Origin of the sequence: Thiomonas sp. FB-Cd (assembly GCF_000733775.1) — a bacterium.
Classification (GTDB): domain Bacteria; phylum Pseudomonadota; class Gammaproteobacteria; order Burkholderiales; family Burkholderiaceae_C; genus Thiomonas_A.
Genome location: NZ_JPOE01000002.1, coordinates 52,569 through 65,766, shown reverse-complemented (window position 1 = coordinate 65,766; position 13,198 = coordinate 52,569). Strand labels below are relative to the sequence as shown.

Sequence of the window (13,198 nt, the reverse complement as noted above, 5' to 3'; positions counted from 1 at the left end):
CGGCATGAACGGTCCGTGGTGGTATTCCTGGGGTGGGCTTAACCACAGCATGTTTCTCGCAATCAATCACGCCGGCAACGGATGGCTGTGGAACCACTTGGCATTGTGGGGCACGGCTGCCGGGGACCACACACTCTTCCCGATTTACGCAGCGCTGACACTGGGGCTTGCGCTCAAACGTCCCAATTGGCTTGCGGCACAAGCCGTACTGGTCTTCCTGGTTGGCTATGTCATCGATTGGGGCATCGTATCCACGATCAAGCCTTGGCTGGACTTTCCCAGGCCAGCGAGGGCGCTGGGCGAAGGCGCGGTCCACGTCCTGGGGCGCGCCGAGTACTCCCATAGCTTCCCCTCGGGGCACACTGCCTTCGCCTTCCTTCTGATGGCGAGCCTGCTGCCCGGTGCACATTGGGCCCTCAAGGTCGCCTTGGTGTTGTTCGCATTGTGGGTCGGTTGGTCGCGCCTGGCTGTGGGAGCTCACTTCCCCGCTGATGTCCTGGGAGGCGCACTCATTGGCGTGTTCTCCGGGTGGCTTGCCGCGCAGGCGCTGCGCCTAGCCGGATACGCACGAGTCAAGCGCTGAACCTTGTTCGCGCTGGTCATGCCCCCCTCGGGCACACTTCAGTCCCCGGACCAAGCCCGCTCGATAATGGCTCGCGCGTCGACCCCTTGCGGCAATGCGCCATAAATGCGACCGCTTCGCGCGCAGCCCAGCCGACTGACGATAAAAGCGTCAGCGACCGCTTGGGGGGCGTGCTGACGAAGCAGCACAGCCTGCACAAGTAACACCAGTTCCTGGGCCACACTACGGCCCATGCGCGGATCACGTGCGGCCTCGGCAATTAATGCCTCGAGCGCGGCAATGGCACGCGAAAGGGCCGCGTCTCCTGAGCACACGCTCGCGAGCCAGTCAAGAAGGGCCTGTGCGCTGTGGGACTCACGTCGAAAGGCGCGCAACAAGTCCAGGGCCATCACATTGCCCGACCCCTCCCAAATCGAATTCACTGGCGCTTCGCGCAGCATGCGTGCAAGCGCGTGCTCTTCCACATAGCCATTGCCTCCAAGCACCTCCATGCATTCGGCCACCGCCTCGATCGTGCGCTTGCACACCCACAGCTTGGCCGCAGGCGTGAGGATACGGCGCATTGCGGCCTCCAGTGGAGAGCTCTCGTCTCGATCGAAGGCAGCGGCCAAGCGCAGCGCCAAGGCTGTGGCAGCCTCGCTTTCCAGTGCCAAGTCAGCCAGCACCGCCTGCATCAGCGGCTGTTCGGCGAGCATATGCCCAAAAGCGGCACGCCCGCGGGCATGGTGGACTGCGGCAACGACGCCAGCCCGCAGCAGGGCTGAGCTGCCGAGCACGTTATCCAGGCGTGTATAAGTGGCCATTTCCATCAGGATGGGAATCCCGCGACCTGGCTCGCCGATGAGCGTGCCCGAGGCGTCCTGGAATTCAACCTCTGCGCTGGCGTTGGAGCGATTACCAAGCTTGTCCTTCAGCCGCTGTACGCGCACCGCGTTGCGCGTGCCATCGGGTAGCCAACGAGCCACGTAAAAGCAGCTCAGGGCGCCGGTTTCATCATGCGCGAGCACCAAGTGAGCGTCGGACTGTGGCGCAGACAAAAACCACTTGTGCCCGACGATGGTGTAGGGCTCCCCGCGCCCTCCGGCTGCGACCGGCGTAGCGCGCGTGGTATTGGCGCGAAGATCCGAGCCTCCTTGCTTTTCGGTTAAACCCATGCCCACGAGCATGCCCATCTTCGCGCTCAGAGGTGCATCACGCGAGTCATACTCGCGGCTGAGCAGGTGTGGCTCGATCTGCGACCACAATGCCTGCTCGCGGCGCAGGATCGGGATCGAGGCGAACGTCATCGTTGTGGGGCACAACGTTCCGGCCTCCACCTGACCTTGCATCAAATAGCCGGCGGCGCGTGCCACATGCGCCCCTGGCGAGGGCCGCTCCCAGGGGGCGCAGTGAAAGCCCCGCTGGAAGATGCCTCGCATCAGCCCATGCCAAGCGGGGTGGAAGTCGACGGAGTCGACGCGTCGGCCCTGTGGATCAAAGCTGCGCAGCACGGGGTTGTGCACATTGGCTAAGCGCGCCTGCTCCTGAAGATCAGCGCGACCCAGCGCCGCACCCATTTCGTGCAACGCCTCGTCGGCCCAGGCTGCACCTTCGCGCATCACACCTTCGCGCAAAGCCAAGTCGGTGTCGTAGCGATTGAAGTTGCCTAACGCTTCGACCACGTTGCACACGCCGTGCGTTGTCCAGTTCATCCGTGGCTCCAGAAATCCTCGCCACTCAGCGCGAGGTTGACCGAAGCAGCGACTGAAAGCCGCTGCACCATGCTCCGCATGGTAAGACCAGAATGGATGACAAACCAACGCGCGTCCAGGGTGCCATCGTTGACGATCATGCCTGAGTAAAGGCGGGTGGCAGCGCGGCGTGCAAGTACCATTCAGGCTTTGCTGAGAAGCCTCCGACGATGCACGCGACCCCGCACTGCGCACACCCAGTATGCCGTACCCTACCCCTAGGGCGGCGCCTGCCATGAACGTGCGCAAATCTGCCCTGTTTGATTTGCGGCTGGGGGCCGTGGACGCGCTCCATCTGACGCTCAAGACGGCAGATGTCGACGCGCTTCAGACAGCGCTGCAGCAACGTTTTGACGTCTCACCCGATTTTTTCGCTGGTGAGGCCGTGGTGCTGGATCTGAGCCGATTGGGGCCCGATGAGCGGATTGATGTCGCTGCTTTGGCCGCGTGGCTGGTTGCCAGGCAGCTCCGACCGATCGGGGTCGTGACCGGAGAGACCCAGTTCGGCTGGGAGGACAGCAGTCTGCCACGGCTTGCAAGCCGTTCCCAGACCCGCAAGCCAGCGGCAACCGTGTCATCTCCCGAAGAGGCGGCAAGCAACACCCACTCCGGGAGCGCGCAGTCCGAGGAGGCAGGCCCGAAACCGGGGGAGCTGCACGGCCAAACGGCGCCTGGAACACTGTTGGTGGACAAGCCGCTACGCTCGGGCCAGCGAGTCTACGCACCTGGCGACCTCATCGTTGTCGAGGTGGTGAGCCATGGGGCAGAACTCATTGCAGGGGGCAACATCCACGTCTACGCCCCGCTGCGCGGCCGTGCGCTGGCTGGAGCGCATGGCAACACTCAGGCCCGCATCTTCAGCACGTGCTTCGAGCCCGAGTTGGTCGCCATCGCGGGCGTGTACCGCACCGCTGATCAACCTCTGCCGGCTACCGTTCAAGGCAAGCCGGCGTACGTGCTGATGCAGGGCGACAGTTTGCGCATCGAATCTCTCAAACTCAAGTAAACCGTTCATCCTTTCCCAACGAAGCAACCATGGCAAAAATCATCGTCGTCACATCTGGCAAAGGCGGAGTCGGCAAGACCACCACCAGCGCGTCATTCGCCTCCGGCTTGGCCCTGCGCGGGCACAAGACGGCGGTGATTGATTTTGACGTCGGTCTGCGCAATCTTGATCTGATCATGGGCTGCGAGCGCCGCGTGGTGTATGACTTTATCAACGTCATCCAGGGCGAGGCAAACCTCAACCAAGCGCTCATCAAGGACAAGCTTTGCGAAAACCTGTTCGTGCTTCCCGCTTCGCAGACACGCGACAAGGACGCGTTGACCAAGGAAGGCGTGGAAAAAGTGCTGCAGGACTTGGACAAGATGGGTTTCACTTACATCGTGTGCGATAGCCCGGCGGGTATCGAAAGTGGAGCGCTGCTGGCCATGCACTTCGCCGATGAAGCTCTCATTGTGACCAACCCCGAGGTATCGTCGGTTCGCGACTCGGACCGTATCCTGGGCATTCTCGGGTCCAAAACCCGCCGAGCAATCGAGGGCGGTGAACCGATCCGCGAACATCTTCTCATTACCCGCTACAACGCAAAACGCGTGGCCGAGGGCGAGATGCTATCGATCGATGACATCCAGGACATTCTTCGCCTGAAACTCATCGGCGTGGTGCCAGAAAGCGAGACGGTGCTGCAAGCATCCAACCAAGGAACGCCTGCAATTCATCTGGACAACAGCGACGTGGCCACCGCATACCAGGACGTGATCGCGCGCTTTCTGGGTGAAGAGCGACCGATGCGCTTTACCGACTACCAGAAGCCCGGTTTCATCAAGCGCCTGTTTGGCCGTTGAGCGGGAGCCGCGCCATGTCCATTCTGTCCTTCCTGCTCGGCGAAAAGAAAAAGACAGCCTCCATCGCCAAGGAGCGGTTGCAGATCATCCTGGCCCACGAGCGAACCTCCGGTGCGCCAGCCGACTACCTGCCGGCCTTGCAACGCGATCTTGTGGCCGTCATCTCCAAATACGTGAAAATCAACCAGAACGACATCCAAGTCAAACTTGAGCGCCAGGATTCGCTGGAGGTTTTGGAAGTCAAAATCGAGATCCAGCAGAGCTGACCCCCCACACGACCACCGCGACCGTTCATGATTCGCCAAGGCATTGCCCTTGCTGCACTCGTTTCCTGGTTGGGATGCGTGGGACTGATTGTCGCCGCCCGCCGTTGGAAGTTCGGTTTGGACGAAACCCGGGGTGAGACCCAGAAAAAGCACCACCTCCCCACACCGCGAAGTGGCGGCATGGCGCTTGCCCTTGGCTTCGTGGCGGGCTTGGCGGTCGTTAATGCAAATGGCTATTCGCCGTGGCGCTTCAATCTCGGGTTAGGCGTAGCGCTTCTGCCCCTGATGCTCGCAGCCATATGGGAAGATTTGCGGCGCCATCTCGCGCCGCTGGTGCGCGCCACGGCGGGGGTGCTCTCAGCCGCATTGGCAGTCGCTTTGTGTGGCGCCAGCATCGTGCGCCTAGACATCCCCGGCATCGATCCTTTGCTGCAGCATTGGCCGGCTCTGGGCTGGATCCTGGCGGTGGTTGGGATTGGCGCGATGCCGCACGCGGTGAATATGATCGATGGCTTTCATGGCTTAGCCGCCGTGGTGGGCGCGATGATTCTCTCCGCCATTGGCTATGTGGCATTCAAGGTGAATGATCCGCAGATCATGGCCTTGGCGGGAATCGGTGTGGGGGCTCTGCTCGGGTTTCTGTTTTGGAACTGGCCACGCGGGGAGATCTTTTTGGGCGACACCGGTGCGTATTGCATTGGCTTTCTCTCCGCCTTGCTCGCCGTACTGCTTGTCGAGCGCCACCCGCAGATCTCGCCGTGGTTTGCGTTGCTGGTGCTGGCTTACCCAGCGTGGGAACTGCTGTTCTCCGTGTATCGAAGGCGCATGCTCCGCGGGCGTCCCGGCATGCGCGCGGACAGCCTTCATCTGCACCATTTAATCTACCGACGTCTCGCCCGAGCCTTGCAGCTGGGTGGGCCCGACCATGCACGCACCAGCGTCAACGCCTACACGGCACCATATCTCTGGGGTCTGGCAGCATTCAGTATTGGCCCGGCCGTGCTCTGGTGGAACAGAACCCCACTCCTGATCGGAAGCTGCGCGCTATTTGTGGTCGCCTACGGCTGGGCCTACCGGCGGCTTGTGTAGTGATCAGCCCGCCTGCACAACCTCGTCAACCATGCGCTGGACCTGAACCTCCCATGGCGGCAAGATAATCTTGAGCAGCGACTGCAGGCGCGAGCAGTCCAGCCTTGAATTGTTCGGCCGCGGCGCTGGAAGCGGGTAGTCGGTGCTGGCAATGGGTTGCACATTTTCCGGCGCACAACGCAGCGCCACGCCGCGTTCTGCTGCCTTTTGCAGCACAAAGCGCGCATATCCGTGCCAGGACGTGTGGCCGGCCGCTGTCAGGTGGTACAGGCCGCTGGCACTCTCGGCAAATGTGTCGTCCTGGCGCGCGCGATGCAGTGCCAGAAGTGTGATGTCCGCCAGGAGCTCCGCACTCGTGGGCGCGCCAAACTGGTCGGCTACGACGCGAAGTTGTTCTCGCTCATGCGCCAGCTTCAGCATGGTTTTGGCGAAGTTGCCACCGCGAGCTGCATACACCCATGAAGTTCGAAAAATCCAATGCTGGCAGCCGCTGGCCATAATTGCCCGCTCGCCCTCAAGCTTGCTGTGGCCGTAGGCACTGCGCGGGTTCGGCGCGTCCGTTTCCACATAAGGTGCCGACTTGGTGCCGTCGAACACATAGTCGGTGGAGTAGTGCACAAGCACAATGCCGTTTGCCGCCGCATAGTCGGCGAGGAGCGCGGGCACTTCAGCATTGATGCGCATGGCGCGCTCGCGCTCGGCTTCAGCCCTGTCCACCGCTGTGTAGGCTGCTGCATTGACGAGAATTTGGGGCCGCTGGGTATCCAGTGCGGTACGCAAAGCAGGCAAATCCGCGAGGTCGATCTGCGAACGCCCAAGCGCGCACAGTTGGCCCAGCGGCAGGAGCGCGCGCCGCAGCTCCCAGCCAACCTGTCCGTCGGCACCCAACAGCAGGATACGGGGGCCCTCACTCGCCGACGCGGCAGCGCTCATGCTGACGACTCCTCGGCCATTCCAGAATCGCGACCATACTGCTTGCCAAGCCAATCGCGGTATGCGCCGCTGGTCACGTGCTGCACCCACTCGCCATGCTGGAGATACCACTGCACGGTGCGCCTCAGGCCTGTCTCGAAGGTTTCCCGCGGCACCCAGCCGAGCTCGCGAGCAATCTTGCTGGCATCAATGGCGTAGCGCCTGTCATGCCCCGGTCGATCGGCCACGAAACTGATCTGCGTGCTGTAGCGCGTGCCATCAGCCCGCGGACTCAGCGTGTCGAGCAAATTACAGAGTAATTGAACGACGTCCACGTTGCGCACTTCATTGCGCCCGCCGACGTTGTACGTTTCACCCACCCGTCCGGCGTCCAGTACGCGGGCAATGGCACGACAGTGGTCTTCGACATACAGCCAGTCGCGCACGTTCTGACCGTCGCCATACAGCGGCAGGGACTTGCCGGCCAGCGCGTTGTGAATCATCAGAGGGATAAGCTTCTCCGGAAACTGGTAGGGACCGTAGTTGTTCGAGCAGTTCGTGGTGAGCACGGGCAGGCCATAGGTATGGTGCCAGGCGCGTACAAGGTGATCGCTGGCGGCCTTGCTCGCTGCATAGGGGCTGTTCGGCGAATATGGAGTGGTCTCACAAAAGGCCTGATCATTCGGACCAAGCGAGCCATAAACCTCGTCCGTAGAGACATGCAGGAAGCGGAACGCTGCGCGCTGCGCGTGAGCCAATGTGCCCCAGTAAGCGCGGGCAGCTTCGAGAAGCTCGTAGGTGCCTTGGATGTTTGTGCGAATGAAGTCGCCGGGGCCATGGATGGAGCGGTCCACGTGACTCTCCGCGGCGAAGTGCAACACGGCACGTGGACGATGCGCCGCCAGGAGCGCTTCAACCGCCTGACGGTCACAAATGTCCACTTGGGCGAATGCGTACCGAGCGTTCGCCTGCACATCCGACAGGCTTTCCAGATTGCCCGCATAGGTCAGAGCGTCCAACACCAGCAGCGGTTCGTTGGTGGCCGATAGCCAATGGTGGACAAAATTGGCGCCAATGAAACCGGCCCCTCCAGTGATGAAGATCATGCACGCCTCGTTCGGGTTGCCTGCGCCGCGAGTCAGCCGCAGGACGTCTGGGGAGAGATGCGCCGCATTCTAGGCACCTCAAGACCATGGACACTTGATAATGCACACATGGACATCGAGACTTGGCATCTTTCCGGCTGGGCGGCGGCGCTCGGGACGGGGATGCTCATTGGCATCGAGCGCGAACGCGCCGAAAACGCAAATGAGCGCAGTCCTGCAGGACTGCGCAGCTTCGTGCTCGCCGCGCTCGCTGGTGCGGTGGCTGGCACGCTTGGCCCTTGGGCCCTGGCCATCATGCTGGCGGCGGTGGCCTTGCATAGCTATGCTGGGTACCAGCAGACGCGCCGGTACGACCCCGGGTTGACCACCGAGCTGGCCTTGCTGCTGACGGTCCTGTTGGGCGCGCTGGCAATGCGCGAAGCAGGCCTTGCTGCAGGGCTCGGAGTTCTGGTCACGCTGACGCTGTGGGCAAAGCGGCAGCTGCACGGCTTTGCCCGCCGTGTCCTGAGCGAGCGCGAACTTGGCCACGCCTTGTTTCTCGCAGCCGCGGTGCTGATGGTTTTGCCTCTTCTGCCCAACAAACCGGAGACTTGGCTTGCCGGTCTCAACCCCCATGCGCTTTGGCTTCTGGCCGTGCTCGTGATGATCGTGCAGGGCGCCGGGCATGTAGCGGTTCGCTGGCTGGGGCACTCGCGCGGACTGGCGCTGGTTGGCCTGGCTGGCGGGTTTGTGTCCAGCACGGCCACCATTGCCGCAATGGCGCAGCGCGCCCGCGAGAAACCCGATCTTTTTCCCGTCTGCCTGAGCGCGGCGCAGCTCTCCAACTTGGCGACGGTGCTGGAACTGGCTGTAATGGTCGGCTTCCTGGCTCCGCCCTTGTTGACCCTGCTCGCGCCGGCGCTCCTCGCCTATGGCGCCGGTGCAACAATTGCGGCACTCTGGGCATTGGGATGGAAAATTCCGCGAGCCGACGCTGGCGCAGATGGTCTGAGCAGTGAGCGTCCATTTGACGCGCGTGGTGCGCTGTTCTTTGCGTTGGTTCTATCCGTGATGCTGTTGCTTGCGCATCAAGCCGTCGACTGGCTCGGGCCTCGCGGCACGGTTGTCGGTCTGGGCCTGGCAGGTCTTGCAGACGCGCATGCCGCCTCGGCCACTGCGGCGCAGCTTTGCGCAAGTAACATGCTTTCCCCCCTCCAAGCGGTGATCGCTATAGTCGCGGCGGTGAGCACGAATGCGGTGAGCAAGATCTTCGCTGCGTTCGGCGGTGGCGCCGGCCCTTTTAGCTGGCGAGTCGCCGCCACGCAGGCCGCGTTAGTGACGCTGCTCTGGGCTGGTCTGCTGGCACGCGGATGGCTTTGAACAGCACGGGCCTGCTTTGTGCGTCCCGCAGCGAAAACAAGCCCGCGGTTTTCCCAGGCTCGGCCGATACAATTGGTGGTTTGTCCGTGGCAACCACGAGCTGGCGCAGCGAATCCGCTACACCGGCCTGACACTTGCGGTTCCACGACCATTGCGGCGCCGAAACCCGGCAACGCGCTTCCGCCATGCCAACACCCACGACCATTGACACCGCCGGCTTGCGCCTGGAATTCACACGTCACGGCGCACAGGCGCTCGCCACGGCGCGCACGACCTTGGCAGCTTTGCCCCATCGCCCCGCTGACCTGATCAGCGATATCGTGCTCAATGGCAGTGAAGGCCGGCCAGCGTGGCACACGCTCTCGCGGCTGGGTGCGAGCGGGCTCGATGCGGCGTCGCAGGCTGCCGCGGAATTCCTGCATGCCGAGCACGCACGCATGGCGGATTGGGCCGAGAGTGCCGTGCAGGATGCCGATGGCGCTGGACTGCACATCATTCACCTCGGCGCAGGCGGCTCGGAGACGCCGATGCTTGCTTTGCACACGGCGCTCTCGGTGCTGCAGAGTCCCCGGTGCGCGGTGCACTGGGTCGCCAATTTGGATGGTGCCACACTCGATGCAGCGCTACGTGCAGCCGATCCGGCCCGTACCTGGGTGCTGATCAACAGCAAATCGTTCCGCACGCAGGAAGTCATGCGCAATGCCGATGCGGTTGTACGCTGGCTCTCGGGCCATCTCGGTGCGGAGGCTGCTCGCCGCCGGCTGGTGGCACTTACAGCAAACGCCGACCTCGCCCAGGAGCGGTTTGGTATGCCTGCCACCCAGGTGTTTCGCGCCCTGCCGGAGATCGGCGGACGTTTTTCGGTTTGGAGCGTGCACGGGTTGGTGCTCCTCCTCGCCTTTGGACGCGAGACGGTGGCTCGACTGCACGCCGGAGCGCGCGCGATGGACGAACACTTTCTCTCCACGCCTCTCGATGCAAGCGCCCCTGGCCTAATGGCCGGACTGTCGCACGCCTACCGCGTGCGTTTCGGGCTTCCCCTGCTATCCATCGGCCTGTATGGCGATGCCTTCGGGCACATGCCCCTTTACCTTCAACAGTTGCTGATGGAGTCGCTGGGCAAGTCCACCAGCGCCGACGGACTGCTCCCGGTGCATGTCAGTGGTCCCGCGGTGATCAGTGGTGTGGGCACTCCCGTGCAGCACACCTATTTTCAGCTTCTACACCAAGCTGCGGTACCGGTATTCCATGAAATCGTGGCCGTCGCCCGACCCTGGCATGCGCGGCTTCCGGAACATCTCGCCTTGCTGGCCAATGCGCTCGGCCAAGCCGATGCGTTATGGAACGGCAAGGACGCGTCGAGCTGGCAGACCGAACTCATTGGGCAAGGCATGACGCCCGAGGCTGCCGCCCCCGCCGCGCGGCACCGTGCCTGCCCCGGCGGACGCCCATCCACCTTTATCTGGATGGATGAGCTCTCCGCTTACCACTTGGGCGCATTGCTTGCGCTTTATGAACACCGTACCGTGGTCGAAGGCTGGCTATACGGCATCAATCCCTTCGATCAGTGGGGCGTGGAACTGGGCAAGACTTTGGCTGCGCGCATCGAATATGCCCTTTTGGCACAGGATGGCCAGGGCTTGAGCGCCGAGACTGCCGCTTCGTTGAATTACCTACGAGAACGCTACGCATGAACCCCACCGAATCCAGCAAGCACGCAGGCGACTTTCAGGCAAGCCCGCAGGACGGCCCTCAAGTTGACCCGACCTCGCTTGTGGCCCAGCGCCGCGCCAAACTCGCTGCAATGCGCGCAAGCGGGCCTGTGTATCCCAACGACTTCAAGCCCGACGCGTACGCTGCCGATTTGCATGCGCAGCTCGACACCATGGACGCCACCACGCTGCTTGAGACAAACCACCATGTGAAGGTCGCTGGACGCCTCATGCTCAAACGCGTCATGGGAAAAGCCAGCTTCGGCACGCTGCAGGATGGCAGCGGCCGCATGCAGATCTATGTCACCAATGACCACGCCGGGGAAGTGGGCCATGCCGCGTTCAAGCATTTCGACCTGGGCGACATCCTCGCCTGCGAGGGCACGCTGTTCAAGACGCGGACGGGTGAACTCACCGTACAGGCTACCGCCGTGCGCCTGCTAGCCAAGAACCTGCAACCCCTTCCTGACAAGTTCCATGGCCTGGAAGACGTCGAGACACGCTACCGTCAGCGTTATGTGGATCTTGTGGTCACGCCCGAATCGCGACAGCGCTTCGTGCAGCGCGGGCGCATCGTCTCGGCGCTGCGCCACGAGATGGAGGAAGCGGGCTTCGTCGAAGTTGAAACTCCCATGCTGCACCCCATCCCGGGTGGAGCCAATGCCAAGCCCTTCGTGACCCACCACAATGCGCTGGACCAGCAGATGTTCCTGCGCATCGCACCTGAGCTTTATCTCAAGCGACTCGTGGTTGGGGGGTTCGAGCGCGTGTTCGAGATTAACCGCAACTTCCGCAATGAAGGCATCTCGGTGCGCCACAATCCGGAGTTCACGATGATGGAGTTTTACGCGGCGTATTGGAACCACCGCGACGCCATGGACTTCACCGAACAACTCATTCGCCAAGCAGCCATCCGTGCCTGCGGCTCCTCGCGCGTGAGCTACCAGGGCCGCGAGGTTGACTTGGAATCGCCGTTTGCGCGCCTGAGCGTGCACGACGCACTCGTGGCTCATGCCGGGCTCACGCCCGCGCAGGCAGTCGATGCGGCCGTGCTGCGCGCACGTCTGCTGGCCGCCGGGGAAAAAGCCCCCGCACACTGGAGCCTGGCAGAGCTGCAGTTCGGCCTGTTTGAGGCGGTCGTTGAAGAACATCTATGGCAGCCCACGTTCATAATCGACTACCCGGTGGAAGTCTCGCCGCTCGCGCGCGCCAGCGACGTCGACCCAAGTATCACCGAGCGCTTCGAGCTGTTTGCCACAGGGCGTGAAATCGCGAACGGCTTTTCTGAGCTTAACGATCCGGAAGACCAAGCCGCACGCTTCGCTGCCCAGGCGGCGAACAAGGACGCGGGTGACGAGGAGGCCATGTACTTTGACGCCGACTATATACGCGCGCTGGAGGTTGGTATGCCCCCGGCGGGCGGCTGCGGCATCGGCATCGACCGACTCGTCATGCTCTTAACGGATGCCCCTAGCATCCGCGACGTGATCCTGTTTCCTGCACTGCGCCGCCTGGCCGAATAACGCGAAGCCCTGCCCCCATGAAGCGTCCACGCCACCAACCCGGCCAGCCTTTCATCTGCCAGGACCGCGGTGAAGTGTCACTGCACTTTGCCATGGCCACGGTCCAAAGCCGCATGCGCGTCGCCGCACCCGACAAGCTGGTGTTGGACTATACGCGCAGCATGATGGCCTTCTTGCTGTTCGCACCCGAGCCGGCGCATATTGTCATGGTTGGTCTGGGGGGCGGCTCCCTGGCGAAGTACTGTCACGCCAAATTGCCGCACACGCGCTTCACCGCGCTGGAAATCAGCCCCGAGGTCATCGCCATGCGCGAGCTTTTTTCCATCCCACCCGACGACGAGCGACTACGCATTGTCTGCACCGACGGCGCAGTGTGGATACGTGACAATCCCGCCAGCTGCGACGTGCTGATGCTCGACGGGTTTGACGCGCAGGGGCTTCCGCCTGCGCTATGCAGTCAGTCTTTCTTTGATGACTGCGCCGCAGCCCTGCAGCCTGGTGGTGTACTCGTGTCCAACATTTGGGCAAAGGACACGCTGCGCGAAGCCATCATTGATCGGCTGCGATGCAGCTTCGACGGCGCAGTTCTCACCCTCCTCGCCGAGGACGGCGAAAACACCATCGCCCTCGCGAGCAGGCTGGCAGCGCCGCCCTCCGCCGCAACCCTGCGCGAGCGGGCCCGGCAGCTCGTGGATCTGCACCCGGTCGATCTAGACGCCAGCGCTGCCAAGTTGGCTCAGTCGCTGGCAGAAGTCTCCGCCATAGCCGCCTTCTTGCCCTAATCGCCAGGCTGGTTCCCGCTCAGGCGGCGCGCAAAAGTGCAACAATTTCATCCTTGATTTTCAAGCGCGCCACGCGAAGCGCCTTGAGCTGTTCATCGCCAGAAGGCTCTTTGCCGCGCTCGATACGCACGATTTCGGCACTTGTTGCGTCAAAGCGCGCGCAAATCGCGTCAAAATGACCATCACGCGCACGCAACGTGACAATGGCCTGGGCGAACTCGGGAAACTCACGCAGCAAATCGTGGTGATCCATCCACATGGTTTGGCTCCAGATTTTCGGTAACGCTG

General features: G+C 62.6%; 14 protein-coding genes. 9 read left to right on the top strand and 5 right to left on the bottom strand.

Annotated elements, in window-relative coordinates:
• Positions 1–4: 4 nt before the first annotated feature.
• Positions 5–583 carry a phosphatase PAP2 family protein gene (locus CD04_RS0100345; protein WP_038167842.1) on the top strand — a complete coding sequence of 193 codons (579 nt, stop codon included), beginning with the start codon at positions 5–7 and terminating at the stop codon, positions 581–583.
• Positions 584–621: 38 nt separating this feature from the next.
• Here the strand turns inward: CD04_RS0100345 and CD04_RS0100340 are convergent, their stop codons facing one another.
• Together CD04_RS0100340 and CD04_RS0100335 are read right to left on the bottom strand one after the other, a co-directional pair.
• Entirely contained in the window at positions 622–2,274 is a 1,653-nt protein-coding gene (locus CD04_RS0100340; RefSeq protein ID WP_031403845.1) for an isovaleryl-CoA dehydrogenase, read from the bottom strand.
• Entirely contained in the window at positions 2,271–2,414 is a 144-nt protein-coding gene (locus CD04_RS0100335; protein WP_156029988.1) for a hypothetical protein, read from the bottom strand. Before CD04_RS0100335 ends, CD04_RS0100340 begins: the two co-directional genes overlap by 4 nt.
• A 134-nt stretch (positions 2,415–2,548) precedes the next feature.
• On the opposite strand from CD04_RS0100335, the gene minC reads away from it, so the two are divergent.
• Genes minC through CD04_RS0100315 form a run of 4 tightly spaced genes read left to right on the top strand, consistent with a single transcriptional unit; the run spans position 2,549 to position 5,516 of the window.
• Positions 2,549–3,319, top strand: a complete 771-nt coding sequence (gene minC / locus CD04_RS0100330) for a septum site-determining protein MinC (RefSeq protein ID WP_031403843.1) — start codon at positions 2,549–2,551, stop codon at positions 3,317–3,319.
• A gap of 29 nt (positions 3,320–3,348) precedes the next feature.
• Entirely contained in the window at positions 3,349–4,161 is an 813-nt protein-coding gene (gene minD / locus CD04_RS0100325; protein WP_031403842.1) for a septum site-determining protein MinD, read from the top strand.
• Positions 4,162–4,175: 14 nt separating this feature from the next.
• A complete protein-coding gene (gene minE / locus CD04_RS0100320; RefSeq protein ID WP_031403841.1) occupies positions 4,176–4,427 on the top strand; it encodes a cell division topological specificity factor MinE in 252 nt (83 codons plus the stop codon).
• A gap of 27 nt (positions 4,428–4,454) precedes the next feature.
• Positions 4,455–5,516 carry a glycosyltransferase family 4 protein gene (locus tag CD04_RS0100315; RefSeq protein WP_031403840.1) on the top strand — a complete coding sequence of 354 codons (1,062 nt, stop codon included), beginning with the start codon at positions 4,455–4,457 and terminating at the stop codon, positions 5,514–5,516.
• A gap of 3 nt (positions 5,517–5,519) precedes the next feature.
• Here the strand turns inward: CD04_RS0100315 and rfbD are convergent, their stop codons facing one another.
• Together rfbD and rfbB are read right to left on the bottom strand one after the other, a co-directional pair.
• Positions 5,520–6,449 (bottom strand): dTDP-4-dehydrorhamnose reductase, encoded by a 930-nt coding sequence (gene rfbD / locus CD04_RS0100310; RefSeq protein ID WP_031403839.1) that lies wholly within the window; start codon positions 6,447–6,449, stop codon positions 5,520–5,522.
• The gene (rfbB, locus tag CD04_RS0100305; RefSeq protein WP_031403838.1) at positions 6,446–7,534 is read right to left on the bottom strand and encodes a dTDP-glucose 4,6-dehydratase; all 1,089 of its coding nucleotides are present in this window, start codon (positions 7,532–7,534) and stop codon (positions 6,446–6,448) included. Before rfbB ends, rfbD begins: the two co-directional genes overlap by 4 nt.
• A 108-nt stretch (positions 7,535–7,642) precedes the next feature.
• Here rfbB and CD04_RS0100300 point away from each other — a divergent pair, with 108 nt between their 5' ends.
• The 4 genes from CD04_RS0100300 (at position 7,643) to CD04_RS0100285 (ending at position 12,910) form a co-directional block, all read left to right on the top strand.
• Positions 7,643–8,893 (top strand): DUF4010 domain-containing protein, encoded by a 1,251-nt coding sequence (locus tag CD04_RS0100300; RefSeq protein WP_031403837.1) that lies wholly within the window; start codon positions 7,643–7,645, stop codon positions 8,891–8,893.
• 185 nt (positions 8,894–9,078) lie between these two features.
• Complete coding sequence (locus CD04_RS0100295) at positions 9,079–10,587, top strand: phosphoheptose isomerase (RefSeq protein WP_031403836.1); 1,509 nt, start codon at positions 9,079–9,081, stop codon at positions 10,585–10,587.
• The gene (gene lysS / locus CD04_RS0100290; protein ID WP_081857733.1) at positions 10,584–12,128 is read left to right on the top strand and encodes a lysine--tRNA ligase; all 1,545 of its coding nucleotides are present in this window, start codon (positions 10,584–10,586) and stop codon (positions 12,126–12,128) included. The genes CD04_RS0100295 and lysS overlap by 4 nt, the downstream gene beginning before the upstream one ends.
• Positions 12,129–12,145: 17 nt before the next feature.
• The gene (locus CD04_RS0100285) at positions 12,146–12,910 is read left to right on the top strand and encodes a hypothetical protein (protein WP_051848814.1); all 765 of its coding nucleotides are present in this window, start codon (positions 12,146–12,148) and stop codon (positions 12,908–12,910) included.
• Positions 12,911–12,929: 19 nt separating this feature from the next.
• On the opposite strand, the gene CD04_RS0100280 is transcribed toward CD04_RS0100285, so the two are convergent.
• Entirely contained in the window at positions 12,930–13,169 is a 240-nt protein-coding gene (locus CD04_RS0100280) for a YdcH family protein (RefSeq protein ID WP_031403833.1), read from the bottom strand.
• Positions 13,170–13,198: the final 29 nt, after the last annotated feature.

Excerpts from the sequence above, each read along its gene's own strand:
- CD04_RS0100280 (WP_031403833.1), bottom strand. The coding sequence starts at position 13,169 with ATGTGGATGGATCACCACGATTTGCTGCGTGAGTTTCCCGAGTTCGCC.
- minC (WP_031403843.1), top strand. The coding sequence starts at position 2,549 with ATGAACGTGCGCAAATCTGCCCTGTTTGATTTGCGGCTGGGGGCCGTG.
- rfbB (WP_031403838.1), bottom strand. The coding sequence starts at position 7,534 with ATGATCTTCATCACTGGAGGGGCCGGTTTCATTGGCGCCAATTTTGTC.
- minE (WP_031403841.1), top strand. The coding sequence starts at position 4,176 with ATGTCCATTCTGTCCTTCCTGCTCGGCGAAAAGAAAAAGACAGCCTCC.
- CD04_RS0100295 (WP_031403836.1), top strand. The coding sequence starts at position 9,079 with ATGCCAACACCCACGACCATTGACACCGCCGGCTTGCGCCTGGAATTC.
- lysS (WP_081857733.1), top strand. The coding sequence starts at position 10,584 with ATGAACCCCACCGAATCCAGCAAGCACGCAGGCGACTTTCAGGCAAGC.
- minD (WP_031403842.1), top strand. The coding sequence starts at position 3,349 with ATGGCAAAAATCATCGTCGTCACATCTGGCAAAGGCGGAGTCGGCAAG.
- rfbD (WP_031403839.1), bottom strand. The coding sequence starts at position 6,449 with ATGAGCGCTGCCGCGTCGGCGAGTGAGGGCCCCCGTATCCTGCTGTTG.
- CD04_RS0100340 (WP_031403845.1), bottom strand. The coding sequence starts at position 2,274 with ATGAACTGGACAACGCACGGCGTGTGCAACGTGGTCGAAGCGTTAGGC.
- CD04_RS0100345 (WP_038167842.1), top strand. The coding sequence starts at position 5 with ATGAACGGTCCGTGGTGGTATTCCTGGGGTGGGCTTAACCACAGCATG.
- CD04_RS0100315 (WP_031403840.1), top strand. The coding sequence starts at position 4,455 with ATGATTCGCCAAGGCATTGCCCTTGCTGCACTCGTTTCCTGGTTGGGA.
- CD04_RS0100285 (WP_051848814.1), top strand. The coding sequence starts at position 12,146 with ATGAAGCGTCCACGCCACCAACCCGGCCAGCCTTTCATCTGCCAGGAC.
- CD04_RS0100300 (WP_031403837.1), top strand. The coding sequence starts at position 7,643 with ATGGACATCGAGACTTGGCATCTTTCCGGCTGGGCGGCGGCGCTCGGG.
- CD04_RS0100335 (WP_156029988.1), bottom strand. The coding sequence starts at position 2,414 with ATGATCGTCAACGATGGCACCCTGGACGCGCGTTGGTTTGTCATCCAT.